The following is a 15,251-nucleotide window of genomic DNA, read 5'->3' on the forward strand; positions in this document are numbered from 1 at the left end:
GACAGGAAATCATTTATTTAGTATTAGGGCATATGATCTATGTGTAGTTAGAGAGTATTAAGGAAGGAAAAAAGATGATGGAATTTGTAGAAGCATTACAAAAAGGTAGTATAGAAGCATTACAAAAAGGTAGTATAGAAGCGATACGTAAATGTCCTAAAGCTGATCTGCACAATCACTTTGTATTAGGCGGAAGTAGGAATTATTTGAAAGAGCATACCGGAAGAGAAATTCAGCCAATCACGAAACCACGATAAAAACTGAATTTATCGGCATTGATAGTTTCTTATATGTTATTATTATATGGTGTGTTTGAGAGAAATAATGATTATTGTCATTATACGATATGAATATTTAAGCTGTATAAAGATAAACATAAGGATGGATTATAAGGCGTGCAACGACCCGAATTTGACAACATAAAAGACTACACAGAATTTTGCAAATACTATTGGTATAGAGACGAACTTATCAAAATTTGCAAGGCTCATGGGCTTAAAGCGACCGGCAGCAAGATAGAACTTAATAAGGTTGTGGAAGCCTATTTTTCAGGTGAAAAGATCTTACCGGAAAAGAAGAAACCAGCTAAAAAGAAAACAGCAGTGGTAACCGAGCTCACGCTGAATACAGGTCTTATAGCCAGCGGCTTCACATTTGGAAACAGGTTCCGTGAGTTCTTCAGGCAGCAGACAGGAGAAGAGAACTTCAAGTTCAATGTCGATATGGTTGCTACTGCAAAAGCGGTTAAAGAAAGCGGCGATGAGAGTTTTACACTTGGAGATCTTTTGGATATCTATTATGAAAAAAAGACGTATGCTACATACGATAAGTCAGCTCTTCAGTGGAATAAGTTCGTAAAAGATTTTTGTGCGGACGAAGCAACCGGAATATATAGTGAGAGACTTAAAGCAGCTGCAGCGCTGTGGAAGATTGTCAGAGAGTCTGATATGAAAAAAGAGTATTCTCATGATCTGTTCGAAAAGTACAAAGATATGTTCTTGTAACTCTGAAACATAACTATACATTTCCTCGCGTTAAAGAAATATACTAGAATCATACATTCCAGCTAATTTGAAAGATAGAGTATTTTACATAGAAAACGACTGTGCCGATATTTGGGCATGGTCTGAGAAGGTATATGAATTTGCAAAAAATCATAAGTGAAAAAGATAAGCAAGGATGATAAAAGATGTTAAAAAAATATTATGAAAAGCTTTTTAAGCAGATAGCCATTGATTATAACTGTACTCCGGAAGATTTAAATAAGGGTGAGATCATCATTACAAAATCAGAATGGAATGATGGCAGAAGAAGCTACAGCCCGGATATGCCCTTTTTGCAAATGGCGACACTTGGAGCAAGCACAGTGATCATGGCTGATGAATGCCTGCATGAGTTCTTGCACGGTTTCATCAAAGATGTGGAGGGGCATAGACTGTTTGAATTTGATAATCTTCTAAAGCTAAACGAAGAGCTGAAACAGTATGGTTATCAGATGAATTCTACACATCATATGTTTTTGCCCTGCCTTGATGTAACCGTACCAGAACGTTTTCAGGTGAAGTGGCTGTATGATAGTGAAATAAACAAGTTCTACGGAGATCCGCGCTTCCCCAATGCAATTGCATATCCGGAGCCTTGTCCGGTGCGGCCTGACAGGATTGTAGTCATTGCTACCGATGGAGATAATATTATGGGAATGGCAGGTTGCTCGGAGGATGCGCCGCACTGGCAGCAGGTTGGAATTGATGTGCTTCCTGAATACAGGTCAAGAGGAATTGGCACTTACCTGGTAACACTATTAAAGAACAAGATCATTGAGATGGGCGATACACCTTTTTACGGAACTGCAGCAGCTAATATCATGTCGCAAAACATTGCCATTAAGAGCGGATTCAGACCTGCATGGGTAGAAACTGATGCAGTTAAGATCACAGAAGATCATTCTTGATTGGAAAAAGAACTGATAAGGGGGAGAAACATTTGGAAGATTACAGCATGCAACATAAGAAAGCCTGGGAGTTTGACGCATACGATTTCTGGGTTAGAACAGCAGGGTCGCCACAGGAACGAGCAGCTAAGGATAAAGAAAATCCTGAAAAAATGCTCAAGCAGTATGCAAACTATTTTGATTCATATAAGGGAATCAAAGTTGCCAATATATGCGGATCATGTGGTAAAAAAGCAATTCCGCTGGCACTTCTGGGATCCGAAGTAACTGTTTTTGACATATCGGAAGCGAACAAAAAATATGCAGTAGAAACAGCAGATGCAGCAGGTGTCAAAATAGGCTACGAAGTCTGTGACATTATGGAAATCGACATGAACAAATACGCAGGTTTCTTTGATGTAGTATTCATGGAAGGTGGAATCCTTCATTACTTCCATGATATAGACGCCTTTATGAAAGTTATGAACAACCTTCTTAAACCGGGTGGAAAGATGATTTGCAGCGATTTTCATCCCTTCACCAAAATTTCTGATATACTTGGGCTGCAGCAGCCAACCATGAGTTATTTCTCAACAGATATCTTTGAAGGTGAGATGGCGCACGCAAGATTTTACGATGAGGAGATCCGTAAGCAGATCCCGAAATGCCATTACAGGAAGTACACCATCAGCGAGATCATAAATTCTATCATCGGGAGCGGATTTACTTTGGAGCGTTTTGATGAATATCCTTCATGGGAAAATGAAAAACTCCCGGGTGAGTTTACTGCGATTGCAAGAAAGAACTGAAAGAAATGTCTAAGACTTCTCAATCAACAATGCGGGGTAAAATATAAATGCGTACAGAGAAAGAGATGATGGAACTGATCCTGCGTACAGCGAAGGAAGATGCCAGGATCCGTGCCGTTTATATGAATGGATCACGAACCAATCCCAATGCACCAAAGGATATTTTTCAGGATTATGACATTGTTTATGTCGTAGAAGAAACCGGATCCTTTATCCGGGACAAGGAGTGGATCCGGCGGTTTGGGGATATCCTGTTTATGCAGTATCCGGACGAACATCCGGATTACCCGAGTGATAAAGAAAACTCCTATGGCTGGCTGATGATATTTACGGACGGAAACAGGCTGGATCTTACCGTGAAATCGATAGAGCATGCAAAGGAAAACGTTACGGAAGACAGCTTATGCAAGATTCTGCTGGATAAAGACGGAATTCTTCCTGCGATCCCTGAGGCATCGGAAGAAACCTATTTTGTTAAACGACCGTCAAAGGAACAGTATGCGGCCGTCTGCAACGAATTCTGGTGGTGCCTTAACAATATCGCAAAGGGCCTTTGGAGAAAAGAAGTGACATATGCACAGGATATGCTGAACTTCGTGGTCAGAAAGGAGCTTGAAAAGATGCTTTCCTGGAAAATAGGAGAACTGACCGATTATTCTGTCAGCGTCGGTAAATCCGGAAAGTATATGAAGAAATGGCTATCTGAGGAAGAGTGGCAGAAGTATCTGGACACTTATTGCGGCACTGATGTAAACGACATGTGGAGCGCCGTGGAATCTATGTGCCGGCTGTTCATAGATGCTTCAAAATGGGTGGCAGAACATGGCAATTTCGTCTTTGATAGGCAGGAAGCCGATAATAGTTTCAAATATTTTGTTGCTGTGAAAGAAATGGATGAAAACGCTGTAAGCATTTTTGAAAATATGGGTGACGAATGAGCGAGACAATGTTAGAATCATCTCGTCACTCGTGACAATAATGACAATTTAACTGGCAACTAGGAAGGGATTTAGTTTTGTGCCTTGGGGGCATCATTGTTTGATGACTAAATATATATAGAATTCACCTCAGATTATCCCAAATGTTTTTAACAAAAAGAGCCAAAAGGCCAGAGAGAAGGAACATCCAAAGGTTGTCATCATAATGATGCTGCTACTAAGTGTTCCATCATGGCCCATGCTTTTTGCCATGATGAAGCAGCTAACTGTTGTGGCGGAGCCTAGCATTACTAGAAGTGCGACAATTTGTTCGCCTCTAAATCCAAAGCTTACAGCCACTGAAATGAAGATGGCAACCAGTAGAAATAACTTGATGAATGTGGCTGTAAGAGCTGGCTTTACATCCTTTGCTGCTTTTTTGAAATCAAAGGTTGCTCCCATAGACATAAGTCCTAGAGGAGTAGCGAGCTTTGCAAGATTATTTATAATTGACTCTCCAATCTTGGGCATTGGAATTTGAAAAAGTGACCACAAAAGACCTGCCACGATGCCTAGAATAATAGGATTTGTGAGGATTCCCTTAGCAGTTTTCTTGAAAATGGTCTTTGAATCCTGGCTTTCACCGTTATCTTCAGCAGTAAACATCAGAATTATCACAGCAAAAATATTATAAAGTGGGACACTTCCAAGTATCATGAGGGGAGCCATACCGGAACTTGATTCACCGTAAATGTTGTGTATAAAGGCAATTCCCAGTAATGCGGCGCTGCTTCTATATGCACCCTGCACGAATTCACCTCTTTTAGCAGTATCCTTTATAAGAACTCGTGATAACAAGTATATTCCTGCGATGCTGACCATAGTGACAACAAAGCAGAAAAAGACAAATTTGCCATTCCAGGTTCCTGCAAAGTCTTGAGTAGCAAGATCTTCAAAAAGAAGAACCGGAAGAGCAACTTTAAATACAAATTTGTTCATCCATGAAGCGGCCTTTTCATCTATAAGTCCGATCTTATTGAAAATATATCCCAGGATCATAAGCGAAAATATAGGTAGAGTGGCGTTTAAGCTAAAGATCAGATTTTCCATTTTTTTCCTCGATTATCAATGATTACGTGCTGTGTTTTGCATTTGTATAATATGATACCACAGGAAAAATAACTACAGATACTGCTATGAGATTTGCAATGTATTTTGGAACTACTCCGCAGTTTTGGCTTAACATTCAAAATCAGTATGATCTCGATATGCTTAAGGTATCAGGTAAGCTTGTTGATATGTCAGATATCAGACCTTACAATCTGATGCAAGGCTGAAGGGTTATAAAAGTCTTAAAAAGAATTGACGGAATAAACGCAAAACCACAACAACATATAGACACAAAAGAAAAATCAATATCTCAAGATATTGATGCTTTTCCAGAGGTGGAATGATATAATAAGCCCTAGAAACCGCATAGATAGCGGATTCTAGGACTTTGCTCTTATAAAAATAAGTCTTGATCTTTTTGACAGTTTTCCCTAAGCAATAAGAATGGAGAGAAGAAAATCTATGAAAATGAAAATAGATACAATAGAATGGCTGTTTTTTGATATTAGATCAAGCAGGGATTTGGAAAGTATTGGCAGGTACGTGGCGATGAAGAGCAGGCGGATTATGTAGTTGCAGATCTAAACGAGCTTACTAATATATTTGTAAATCGTACTTTATATTAAAAATATACATATAAAGCATTGGGGAGTACAAAAAGATGGAAGTATTAGAACTTCAAAGCAGCAAGCTGTATAAGGTTACGAGTAAGTTTACAGAAAATGCCAGGAATATTCTTGGCGACAACTTAACAGGTGTCTATTTGCACGGATCTGCCGTAATGGGCTGCTATAATCCGGATAAGAGCGACATAGACCTGATCGTTGTGGTAGAAGATTCTATATCTGACGAAGTCAAAAGAAGATTCATGGACATGGTCATAGCGCTTAATGAAGAGGGACCTTCGAAAGGAATCGAGATGAGCCCAACAGGCAGAAACAGTAATGAAGTTTCTCCCGAAGAGTTTGAAAAGATATATGAAAAGAGTGGCAAAGACCATGCAAGCCTTAAATGGAGATTACAGATAGAATCAAGAAATAGAGTTAAGACTTAGGGTTAAGATTTAGAATAATTAAGATATAGAATTAAGATATATAGCTAAGATATATAAACAAGGGAGACTTCACATATGAATAACAATCAAGATCTATATATAGAACTTAAGGACGAAGAGTGGCCGCTTACATATACTGATCATGACAGAAATATTGCAAGAGGTATAGTCTTTGACGATGATGGGAATTTCTATTTTGTAAGAGCGATGAGAGATGATGATTTTGGCAAGGCAACAATAATAGAGACTGCCGGCGGCGGAGTTGAAGCTGGTGAAAATCTTGAAGAAGCAATTCGAAGGGAGCTTAATGAAGAGCTTGGAGCAGATGTTGATGTCATCTGTAAGATAGGAGTTGTAAGTGACTACTATAACCTAATCCACAGGCATAACATCAACAACTACTTTCTGTGCAAGGCCAAAGGCTTTGGTGACAGGCATCTTACCAAGGACGAGATTGAGGATTTCCACCTCTCCACCCTTAAGATAGGATATGAAGATGCCCTTGCAGAGTATGAGCTTAGAAGACAGACACCGCTTGGAAGACTTGTTGCAGGAAGAGAAGTACCTATTCTTAAGAGAGCAAAAGAGATAATAGACAGTATGGACTTGATAAAGTCCTGACATTACAGGATGTAAAAAGGAAATGCTATTTTAAATAATGAAGTTCATGGAATTCATAATTCAAAATCAGTATGATCTCGATATGCTTAAGGTATCTGGTAAGATTGCTGATATGTCAGATATCAGACCTTACAATCTGATGCAAGGCTGAATGGTTGTAAAAGTCTTAAAAAGAATTGACGGAATAAACGCAAAACCACAACAACATATGGCCACAAAAGTAAAATGAATCTCTCAAGAAGAAGGAGTAGCTAACTCTGATAAACGAATCGTTGATTTATAAACAATGAATTGATTGTTGAAACACATATTTTTTTTTTCATAATGAAATCACACCGGTGAATTCATTGAAGGAGAAACTAAAATGCAGATAATGTTAGGCGAAAAGATCAAAGAACTTAGAAGGCGTGATGGAAGGAAACAGGAAGATCTTGCAACTGCGCTTGGAGTAACTAATCAGGCAATCTCCCGTTGGGAATCTAATAAGGGCTATCCTGACATGGAAATGATACCGGCTATAGCTAATTATTTTCATGTGACAATAGATGAGCTCTTTGGTTACGATAATGACCGTAATATAAGACTTTCTGGCATTTTAAGAGAAGCGGATGTTATGAATAATCCCGGAGTAAAGTGGTCAAAGCAATCGGTTGATAAGCTGGTATCTCTTTTGAGGGAAGCGCTCGCAGAGTTTCCTAATGAATGTCAGCTGCAGTTCAGGTTGTCGGTGGCTCTCCAGTTGAAGAGCTCCTATATAGATAAAAGTAAGAAAGAAAAAGAGGAGTCTTTAAGAGAAGCTGCAGAACTATTAAAGAAGGCCAAAAGCAACACAGACGATTCCCATTGGAAAGACAATATAACGCAGAGCCTTGCCCGTATATATTATGAACTGGGTGATGGAGTTGAGGTAGAAAAAATAGCAGCGGAGAGTTCACCTGCATATGTATGCCGTGAAATAATCCTTACCAATACTCCGGATGCAGATAAGGCAAAGGAATACATGGAAAGAGCGCTGCTTTCTCTTATTCATGAAGCAGTCTTTGTAACGGTTAAAGGGCATAGGGACTATCATAAACCAGCATATAAAGATAAATTAGAGCTATATCTTTCTTTGGTAAAGATACTTGAAAGTGTATTGGACGGATCGCAGTACGGATATTTCCATAGCGATATGTGTTTCCTTTATCTTGGTGCTGCTCAAGTGAGCGCTAAGGAAGGAAAAGAAAAAGAAACGATCAAATACTTCGATAAAGCATATGAGTATATTTTGGGATTTAAAGATGCCTGGGAGAGAAAAGGAATTGATTCGGATTTGGAAGAACCAAAAACCATATCGGATTATCCCGGACTTATAGCTCATGTAAACGAAAATATGCTTAGAGAATATATAAAAATTATTCCTGAGGAGATAGCTGAAAAGATTCGCAAAGCGCCTAAATATCAGGCTGTTTTTGGATAGTCAGTCCTTCAATTAAAAAAACAGAGGAGTACAAAAAGATGGAAGTACTTCCGGATTTTGTAAATGGATGGGAGCAGATCAATCTTACAATAACTAAAAAGGGCGCTGTAAGAGGTCTCCACGGCGAAGCTATGAATAAGCTCGTTACAGTAGCTTACGGATACGTCTTTGGAGCAAATGTTGATACAAGAACTGACAGCAAGACATTTGGTGCTGTTCAGAAAAGGTATATGAGTTTGTAAAAAATAGAGAACGCTGAAAGTGTGATACCACTTATAGATATAAAACTCAATGTATTAGAACTGTGTCAGTTTTATATACGAAAGAGGCGTCATATGGTATTTTTTTTTGAATGCCCTATGAAAATATGATAGGTTATTAAAGCCTACAGACAGGGAAACATCCACGATGGATGTATTTCCCTGTTTAAACAATTCTATTGATTTTTCTAATCTTAAGATATTAATATATTCTATGCATGTCATGTTCATATGTTTCTTGAAAAAACGCATAAAATGGTAGTCGCTAAAATTGCAGACATCTGCTAATTCTGATATTGTCAAATTTTTTGCATAATTTAATTCAATATAATCAAGTACATTTTTCAAATTGTCTGATTTGGTAGACACATTTGGGAAGGTTGATTTTTCCCTAGTCTGCAGCAATAGAAAAATAGCCTGGAGTAACAGACCTTTTATTGCAAGCTCGTATCCATACGATTTTTCGGCATATAAGTTACTAATCTGATAATAGATGTCCTTGAGCGAGCAATATGCTTTATGCTCTGGTGAGATAATAAATGGTATAGAAAATTCTAAATTCATTATAGGTGTCAAATATTGTGTAGAACATATATCTGTGGTATTTGCTCCAAGAAAATTCAAATGAAATACAAATGTTTCAGATAGAATCTCGTTGTTTAACTTATTGCAAAGTGAATGGAGAATTAGTGGAGGGATAAATACCAAATCCCCCGCTTGGATGTGATATTCCTTCAAATCAATTTGATATGTACAATCACCCTCTATAAGCATTGTTAATTCTGCTTCTTCATGCCAATGAGTTGTGACAACTGGACAATCAGCTGATAAAGTTGTGATGTATTTTCGTACAGGAAAGGAATGCTCTCCATGTTTTGTGGATTCCTTTTGATCTAAAACAAGTGAGTGATAATTATTCATTTTTAACCTCATGTCGCGAGCAAAGCGAGCGGCTAATGGTTCAAATTGGTGGAGCTCGCGACACCAATTTGGGTTTGAAAGTGGAACACTTTCAGATTTATTCTCCTTTATAAAACATAAAGCAGTATTGTGTAATCAAATGAAAGTTTTATACAAGAATAAAACTATAATTATGCATATAATAGCATTATTATACATAATAACGAAATTGTAAATTTGTAATTAAAAATGGGAATAGGCTTATTTTCGAACACTACTTGATGATTTTTAGAGAGGATTCTGTGATTAATATGCAAACAATAACTAAGCAAGAGTTAATTGATGATTTTATTAGGATTGGACTAGAAAAAGGAGATGTTGTTATTGTACATACATCATTAAAAAAAATCGGATATGTATGTGGAGGAGCACAAACAGTAATTGAAGCGTTGATCGATGTGGTTGGTCTTGAAGGCACAATCATGATGCCGACCCAGTCGTGGAAGAATTTGGATCCAGAAACGGGAGTACACTGGGAGGTGGACGAATCAGAGTGGGACAAAATCAGAGCAAATTGGCCGGCATATGATAAAAATATTACTCCGACTAATACAATGGGAGCGGTTGCTGAGATGTTTCGTAGATGGCCTGGAAGTGTCAGGTCAAATCATCCCGCAAGGTCAGTCTGTGCCTGGGGAAAATATGCTACGTATCTTACTGAAAATCATTCATTATCTAATATATTTGGAGAAGGTTCTCCAATTGCAAGGCTCTATGAGCTTGATGCTAAGGTTTTGTTAATTGGGGTAGGCTACGACAAAAATACTTCAATACATTTAGCCGATGTCAGAGCAGATTATCCGGGAAAGCATGATTGTATAGAACACAGTGCAATCATAGAGAACGGCATCCGAGTGTGGAAAGCATACTCCACATTATTTGTTGATGGAGAGGACTTTGAGGATATAGGATTAGAGTTTGAAAAAAATAGTAAAGTTAACATTGGAAAAATAGGAGAAGCTGAATCAAGATTGATGAGCCAGGTAGAGCTGGTTGATTATTCTGTCTCTTGGATAGAACAAAATCGAAGATAAAGTTTGCGGCTACGAATTTAATCAGGAGGAAGCTGATAACTGTCTCCTGTTCCTAAATAAGGTCAAGGCGCTAGGTGCAGATGCTGACAGCATATTTTGATGGAACTCTTATCTTATATAAATTCGATGCAGTTATTAAAAAAGTATACTAAAAGTATACTTTTTTAATGTCTAAAATCCACAAAACAAGAAAAAACAGTACGATATTTTGTGATTAATATCTATAAAAAGCGTAATAATATTAATAGATATTAACAAATATTAACTTGCTATATTTACTAAAGTAAACGTTTAAGTTATGATATTTATGGCATCTATAGATGGATTTGTTTTTAGCTTAAAATATAAGTGTGAAGATATTGATGTAAAAATTACGTAATTTGTAAACTGAATTTTTGTATCCTCTAAAATATACTGATTGTATAGTTATTTGATGGAAACTAAATGCTTTTTCGATACATAATAGTGCTTTTCCAAGTTACTTTTTGTAGTAAAACTATTCGAGAATGTATACATAGTACGAGATAACGAATTCTAATATCATGCGCGCTGATATTACTAAATACAAAACCATTTAAAGGAGGAAGCCTTGAAATGCACAAAGAAACAAAGTCTTTTTGCAAGAAAGTTCTAGTGGGGTCATTGTCGGCAGTCCTGCTTGCGACATGTTGCAGATTCCCATCAGTAACAGTGACGGCAGATGCTGCAGGCAATTACAATTATGGGGATGCTCTCGCCAAATCATTGCTTTTCTATCAGCTTCAGGAGTCAGGTAAGCTGTCCGAAGAGACACTTTCGAGGACTAACTGGAGAGCTGATTCAGGATTAAATGATGGTGCTGACAATGGTCTGGATCTTACAGGCGGCTGGTACGATGCAGGCGATAATGTTAAGTTCAATCTGCCAATGTCTTATTCATCAATGGTTCTTGGCTGGTCATATCTTAACAACCCGGACGCATATTCCCAGTCTGGGCAGGCCAAGTGGATGCTTCATGATATCAAGTGGGCCAATGACTATTTCGTAAAATGCAATCCCGATTCAAACACATATTATTATCAGGTTGGCGATGGTGGCAAGGACCATGGCTTCTGGGGAGCACCCGAACTCGTTGAACTAAAGATGGACAGACCTTCATTCAAGGTCGATGATACGTCAGCTGGTGGCGGATCCTGCGTTACCGGTGAAGCAGCTGCTTCCCTTGCAGTAGCATCACTTGTATTCAAAGATTCTGATCCTTCACTAAGCGCTTCGTATCTTGCACATGCAAAGACTCTTTATGGTATGGCAGAGAGAGCTAAGAGCGATTCCGGATACAAGGCTGCTAATGGATTCTATACATCTTATAGCGGTTTTTATGATGAACTTTCACTTGCTGGATGCTGGCTGTATAAGGCTACAGGAGATGAGTCTTATCTGGAAAAAGCTGAGCAGTACTCTGCATATTTTGGCAAAGAGTTCCAGGGCGGTGACGAGGTTGCATTTTCATGGACCATGTCCTGGGATGATACTCACCTTGGAGCATGCCTCCTTCTTGCAGAACTCACAGGCAAGGACGAGTATTATGACGTAATTGAGAACAGTATTGATTGTTGGAATGGCAAAAAAGAAGGATCCAATTCTATAACGATCACACCCGGCGGATTATCATTCCTTAGCGAGTGGGGTTCAGTACGTTATGCATGTAACCAGGCTTTCATAGATACTATCTATGTAGGACTTGATAAGGCTGATGCTACTCATATCGCAGATGCCAATGCGTATATCGAAAGAACTATTAATTATACACTTGGTAGTTCCGGTCAGAACTTCATGGTTGGCTATAATGAGAACTCTCCTAAGAATCCTCACCACAGAGCAGCGCACGGATGCTGGTCCAATAATCTCAATGCAGCACCTGAGAATTCAAGGCACACACTCGTTGGCGCTATCGTAGGCGGTCCTGGAGCTCCTTCAGACAGCTCTTACAAGGATGTCCGCAGTGATTATCAGGCCAACGAAGTTGCATGTGATTACAATGCAGGCTTTACAGGCGCATGCGCATACCTTTATGAGAAAAACGGATATGGCGCAGTTCAGATCCCAAGTGCTATAGAAGAGACAGATGGCAAAGAGTTCGTCCTTACAGCAGGCATCAACTGTGAAGATAAGAACAATGCGGTTAATTTTGTTGAGATCAAGACTGTTATGGAGAACCATACAGCATGGCCTGCAAGATTGACCGACAACTTAACACTTCGTATGTTCTTTGATCTTAGTGATGTTATCGCACAGGGATACAGTGCTTCAGACATGAAAGTATCTACAACTTATATGCAGCATGCAGTTAAGATCTCTGAATTCAAGGAATCTGATACAAAAGGTATATATTATATAGACCTTAACCTTGATGGAGCTAAGATATATCCCGGTGGACAGAGCGAATGCAAGTGTGAGCTTCAGATAAGAGTATCAGCTCCCGGCAAGTGGGACTATTCTAAGAGTCCTTGCGTTGCAGGCCTTGGCGGCACAAGCAATAGCCAGATGACAGCACCAACAGGTATGCAGTTGTTCGAAGGATCCAAGCTTGTAATAGGTGAAGGCTATGCTCCTGAACCTGTTCAGGAGCCCGATCCAACACCAGTTCCGGATCCAACACCAGATCCTGATCCAGAGCCAACACCAGACCCGGAGCCAACACCAGATCCAGAGCCAACACCAGATCCAGAGCCAGTACCAGACCCTGATCCAACACCCACGCAGCTAGGTGAACTTACAGCTGATTATACAGTCAACAATTGGGGAAGTGGATATCAGGTTATTATCAAGGTTGAGAATAATTCCGATACTACAGTCGATGGATGGACAGTCAGAGTTAAGAAGAGTGAAGTTACAATTGATTCAAGCTGGTGCGTCAATGTTGATGAGTCAGGTGATTACTATGTGATCACTCCAATGTCCTGGAATTCTACGTTACAGCCGGGTTCTTCTACAGAATTCGGTATTCAGGGTGCAGGCAGTGTTAGTGAATCGATCAGCGTGACAGTAGAGTGAGGGAAAGGACAATCTCAATGCATAATATGAAAAGAGTTATTCGAAATAGAGCACTGGTCGGTATGCTGTCAGCTTGTATACTCACCTCACGACTATGGCCCACTTGTATATGCACAGAGCTGGTTCAAGAAAGACTTCACTGAGCAGACACTTCTTGATGACGTATGGTACGACAGATGGTTCTAATGGCAAGTTCATAGGTCTTGATCATGTTGTAGCTCTTGGAGACAACGGTGAAACAGTAACAGCTTATTATCGCTGATAAAAAGCATTGCAAAAAAGCATTGCAAAAAGCCTTGATAAGTTCAAAACATAGCTTATCAAGGCTTTTTAAATATTTGTCGTTTTATACAACACATTAGGAGAATGTAATGATAAAACTAAAACTCTCTTGATGTGATAATGATTTATAAAATGTAGGCACTGGCAAATCCCAAGGGATGAACACTTTTCTGATTTTGGTTTGCAGCACTTACGCAGTCTCTACCTCATCATTTTCAAGCTTTTTTCTTAATTCCCTTTCGTGAAGCTCCTGAATATCATCAATAGCTGACAGCATTGGCTTTATATTCTGGTGTAGGATATTACGCTGTACATAGTTGCGTGTGATCTTCATAACAGTACCGCTTAAGGAGATGACACCGATAAGGTTAGGTATAGCCATCATACCATTGAAGGTATCAGACAGATCCCATGCAAGTGTCAGATCCATAGTAGCGCCGAATACTATGAACACTACAAAGATTATATGGTAGAACTTGATATTTTTTCTTCCAAAGAGGTATTCAAAAGCCTTGCTTCCATACTGGCTCCAGCCAAGAGTTGTAGAGAAGGCAAAGAGCAGGATCGCAATAGCGATAAATGCATACCCAAACTTACCAAATACAGTAGAGAAAGCCTCTGCTACAAGAGCAGTAGACACCTGATCTGATATAACAGTTCCTGTTTCGAGATCCACAAGGCCGCTTGAAAGAACTGCAAATGCAGTAATAGTACATACGATAATAGTATCTGCAAATACTTCGAAGATTCCCCACATACCCTGAACTACAGGCTCTCTTACGTTAGAACTTGAGTGAACCATAACTGAAGAACCAAGACCTGCTTCGTTAGAGAACACACCTCTTTTCATACCCCACTGAACAGCCATAGCTACGCCGCTGCCTACAATACCGCCGCCTACAGCGCGCATACCAAAGGCGCTCTTGATGATGGAAGTAAATACAGCACCGAACTGATCGATGTGCACAAGGCATACGATGATAGCACATATCATATAGATGATAGCCATGAATGGGACGAGCTTCTCTGTAACAGAAGCAATCCTCTTAAGACCACCTACTATAACAAGGGCTGCAAGGATCATAAGAAGGATACCAGTGACTATGCTGGGAACACCAAAAGCGGTATTCATATTAACAGCGATAGAATTGATCTGGCCCATGTTGCCTATACCAAAAGAAGCGAATATACAGAATATACTAAAAAGAACAGCAAGTATAGAACCGATATACCTGCATCCTGGCTTTGAACCAAGTCCGTCGCTAAGGTAGTACATGGCACCGCCGCACCATTCATTGCGTTCATTTCTTCTGCGGTAGTAGATACCAAGGACATTTTCTGAGAAATTGGTCATCATTCCAAAGAAAGCGACGATCCACATCCAGAATATTGCACCGGGACCTCCGGAAACGATGGCAGCAGCAACACCTGCGATATTGCCGGTTCCGATCGTAGCTGCAAGCGCAGTACAAAGGCTCTGGAACTGGGATATCTGTGTGTCATTCTTCTTAGTATGCGCAGTTACATGAGAGTCTTTGAATATTCCGCCGATGGTATTGGATATCCAATGTCTGATATGTGATATCTGGAAAAAGCGGGTAAGGCATGTCATAAGGATACCCGTACCTACTAACAGTATCAGCATAGGAAGTCCCCATACAAAGCCGTTTACAGCGTTGTTGACGTTTTCTACCGTAGATAAAAAATTATTCATAATACTCTCCGTTCCTGTAATCTAGTGTGCTGGCTCATTCATATTTGACCAAATATGAACGAGTCAGT

15 protein-coding genes are annotated in these 15,251 nt (G+C 39.4%); 12 read left to right on the forward strand and 3 right to left on the reverse strand.

Features of this window, described 5'->3' with window-relative positions; translation table 11 throughout:
- The first annotated feature begins 74 nt into the window (after positions 1 to 74).
- The 5 genes from BMX21_RS03980 (at position 75) to BMX21_RS04000 (ending at position 3,677) form a co-directional block, all read left to right on the forward strand.
- The gene (locus BMX21_RS03980; RefSeq protein WP_092041552.1) at positions 75 to 257 is read left to right on the forward strand and encodes a hypothetical protein; all 183 of its coding nucleotides are present in this window, start codon (positions 75 to 77) and stop codon (positions 255 to 257) included.
- Positions 258 to 395: 138 nt separating this feature from the next.
- Entirely contained in the window at positions 396 to 1,004 is a 609-nt protein-coding gene (locus BMX21_RS03985) for an SAP domain-containing protein (protein WP_092041555.1), read from the forward strand.
- 185 nt (positions 1,005 to 1,189) lie between these two features.
- On the forward strand, positions 1,190 to 1,951 hold the full coding sequence (locus BMX21_RS03990) for a GNAT family N-acetyltransferase (RefSeq protein WP_092041558.1): 762 nt from the start codon (positions 1,190 to 1,192) through the stop codon (positions 1,949 to 1,951).
- Between the two features lie 32 nt (positions 1,952 to 1,983).
- Complete coding sequence (locus BMX21_RS03995) at positions 1,984 to 2,739, forward strand: class I SAM-dependent methyltransferase (RefSeq protein WP_027217452.1); 756 nt, start codon at positions 1,984 to 1,986, stop codon at positions 2,737 to 2,739.
- Between the two features lie 47 nt (positions 2,740 to 2,786).
- Positions 2,787 to 3,677, forward strand: a complete 891-nt coding sequence (locus tag BMX21_RS04000) for an aminoglycoside 6-adenylyltransferase (protein ID WP_092041561.1) — start codon at positions 2,787 to 2,789, stop codon at positions 3,675 to 3,677.
- Positions 3,678 to 3,806: 129 nt separating this feature from the next.
- On the opposite strand, the gene BMX21_RS04005 is transcribed toward BMX21_RS04000, so the two are convergent.
- Complete coding sequence (locus tag BMX21_RS04005) at positions 3,807 to 4,766, reverse strand: AEC family transporter (RefSeq protein ID WP_092041564.1); 960 nt, start codon at positions 4,764 to 4,766, stop codon at positions 3,807 to 3,809.
- An 86-nt stretch (positions 4,767 to 4,852) separates the two neighbouring features.
- Between BMX21_RS04005 and BMX21_RS04010 the strand changes: the two genes are divergently transcribed.
- From BMX21_RS04010 to BMX21_RS04030, 5 genes are all read left to right on the forward strand, one after another.
- Positions 4,853 to 4,993, forward strand: a complete 141-nt coding sequence (locus BMX21_RS04010) for a helix-turn-helix transcriptional regulator (RefSeq protein ID WP_155243674.1) — start codon at positions 4,853 to 4,855, stop codon at positions 4,991 to 4,993.
- Between the two features lie 434 nt (positions 4,994 to 5,427).
- Positions 5,428 to 5,820, forward strand: a complete 393-nt coding sequence (locus BMX21_RS04015; protein WP_022753994.1) for a nucleotidyltransferase domain-containing protein — start codon at positions 5,428 to 5,430, stop codon at positions 5,818 to 5,820.
- Between the two features lie 75 nt (positions 5,821 to 5,895).
- Positions 5,896 to 6,441 (forward strand): NUDIX domain-containing protein, encoded by a 546-nt coding sequence (locus tag BMX21_RS04020; RefSeq protein WP_092041567.1) that lies wholly within the window; start codon positions 5,896 to 5,898, stop codon positions 6,439 to 6,441.
- A 364-nt stretch (positions 6,442 to 6,805) separates the two neighbouring features.
- Positions 6,806 to 7,900, forward strand: coding sequence for a helix-turn-helix transcriptional regulator (locus tag BMX21_RS04025; protein ID WP_092041570.1), 1,095 nt, complete (start codon positions 6,806 to 6,808; stop codon positions 7,898 to 7,900).
- Positions 7,901 to 7,938: 38 nt separating this feature from the next.
- Positions 7,939 to 8,142 carry a dTDP-4-dehydrorhamnose 3,5-epimerase family protein gene (locus BMX21_RS04030; protein ID WP_092041575.1) on the forward strand — a complete coding sequence of 68 codons (204 nt, stop codon included), beginning with the start codon at positions 7,939 to 7,941 and terminating at the stop codon, positions 8,140 to 8,142.
- A gap of 54 nt (positions 8,143 to 8,196) precedes the next feature.
- On the opposite strand, the gene BMX21_RS04035 is transcribed toward BMX21_RS04030, so the two are convergent.
- Complete coding sequence (locus tag BMX21_RS04035; RefSeq protein WP_092041579.1) at positions 8,197 to 9,081, reverse strand: AraC family transcriptional regulator; 885 nt, start codon at positions 9,079 to 9,081, stop codon at positions 8,197 to 8,199.
- Between the two features lie 290 nt (positions 9,082 to 9,371).
- Between BMX21_RS04035 and BMX21_RS04040 the strand changes: the two genes are divergently transcribed.
- Positions 9,372 to 10,154, forward strand: coding sequence for an AAC(3) family N-acetyltransferase (locus tag BMX21_RS04040; RefSeq protein WP_092041582.1), 783 nt, complete (start codon positions 9,372 to 9,374; stop codon positions 10,152 to 10,154).
- A gap of 594 nt (positions 10,155 to 10,748) precedes the next feature.
- Positions 10,749 to 13,187 (forward strand): glycoside hydrolase family 9 protein, encoded by a 2,439-nt coding sequence (locus BMX21_RS04045; protein ID WP_092041585.1) that lies wholly within the window; start codon positions 10,749 to 10,751, stop codon positions 13,185 to 13,187.
- 472 nt (positions 13,188 to 13,659) lie between these two features.
- Here BMX21_RS04045 and BMX21_RS04050 read toward each other — a convergent pair whose 3' ends face one another.
- The gene (locus tag BMX21_RS04050; RefSeq protein ID WP_092041588.1) at positions 13,660 to 15,183 is read right to left on the reverse strand and encodes an alanine/glycine:cation symporter family protein; all 1,524 of its coding nucleotides are present in this window, start codon (positions 15,181 to 15,183) and stop codon (positions 13,660 to 13,662) included.
- Positions 15,184 to 15,251 lie beyond the last annotated feature (68 nt).

Origin of the sequence: Butyrivibrio sp. TB (assembly GCF_900110805.1) — a bacterium.
GTDB classification, from domain to species: Bacteria; Bacillota; Clostridia; order Lachnospirales; family Lachnospiraceae; genus Butyrivibrio; species Butyrivibrio fibrisolvens_C.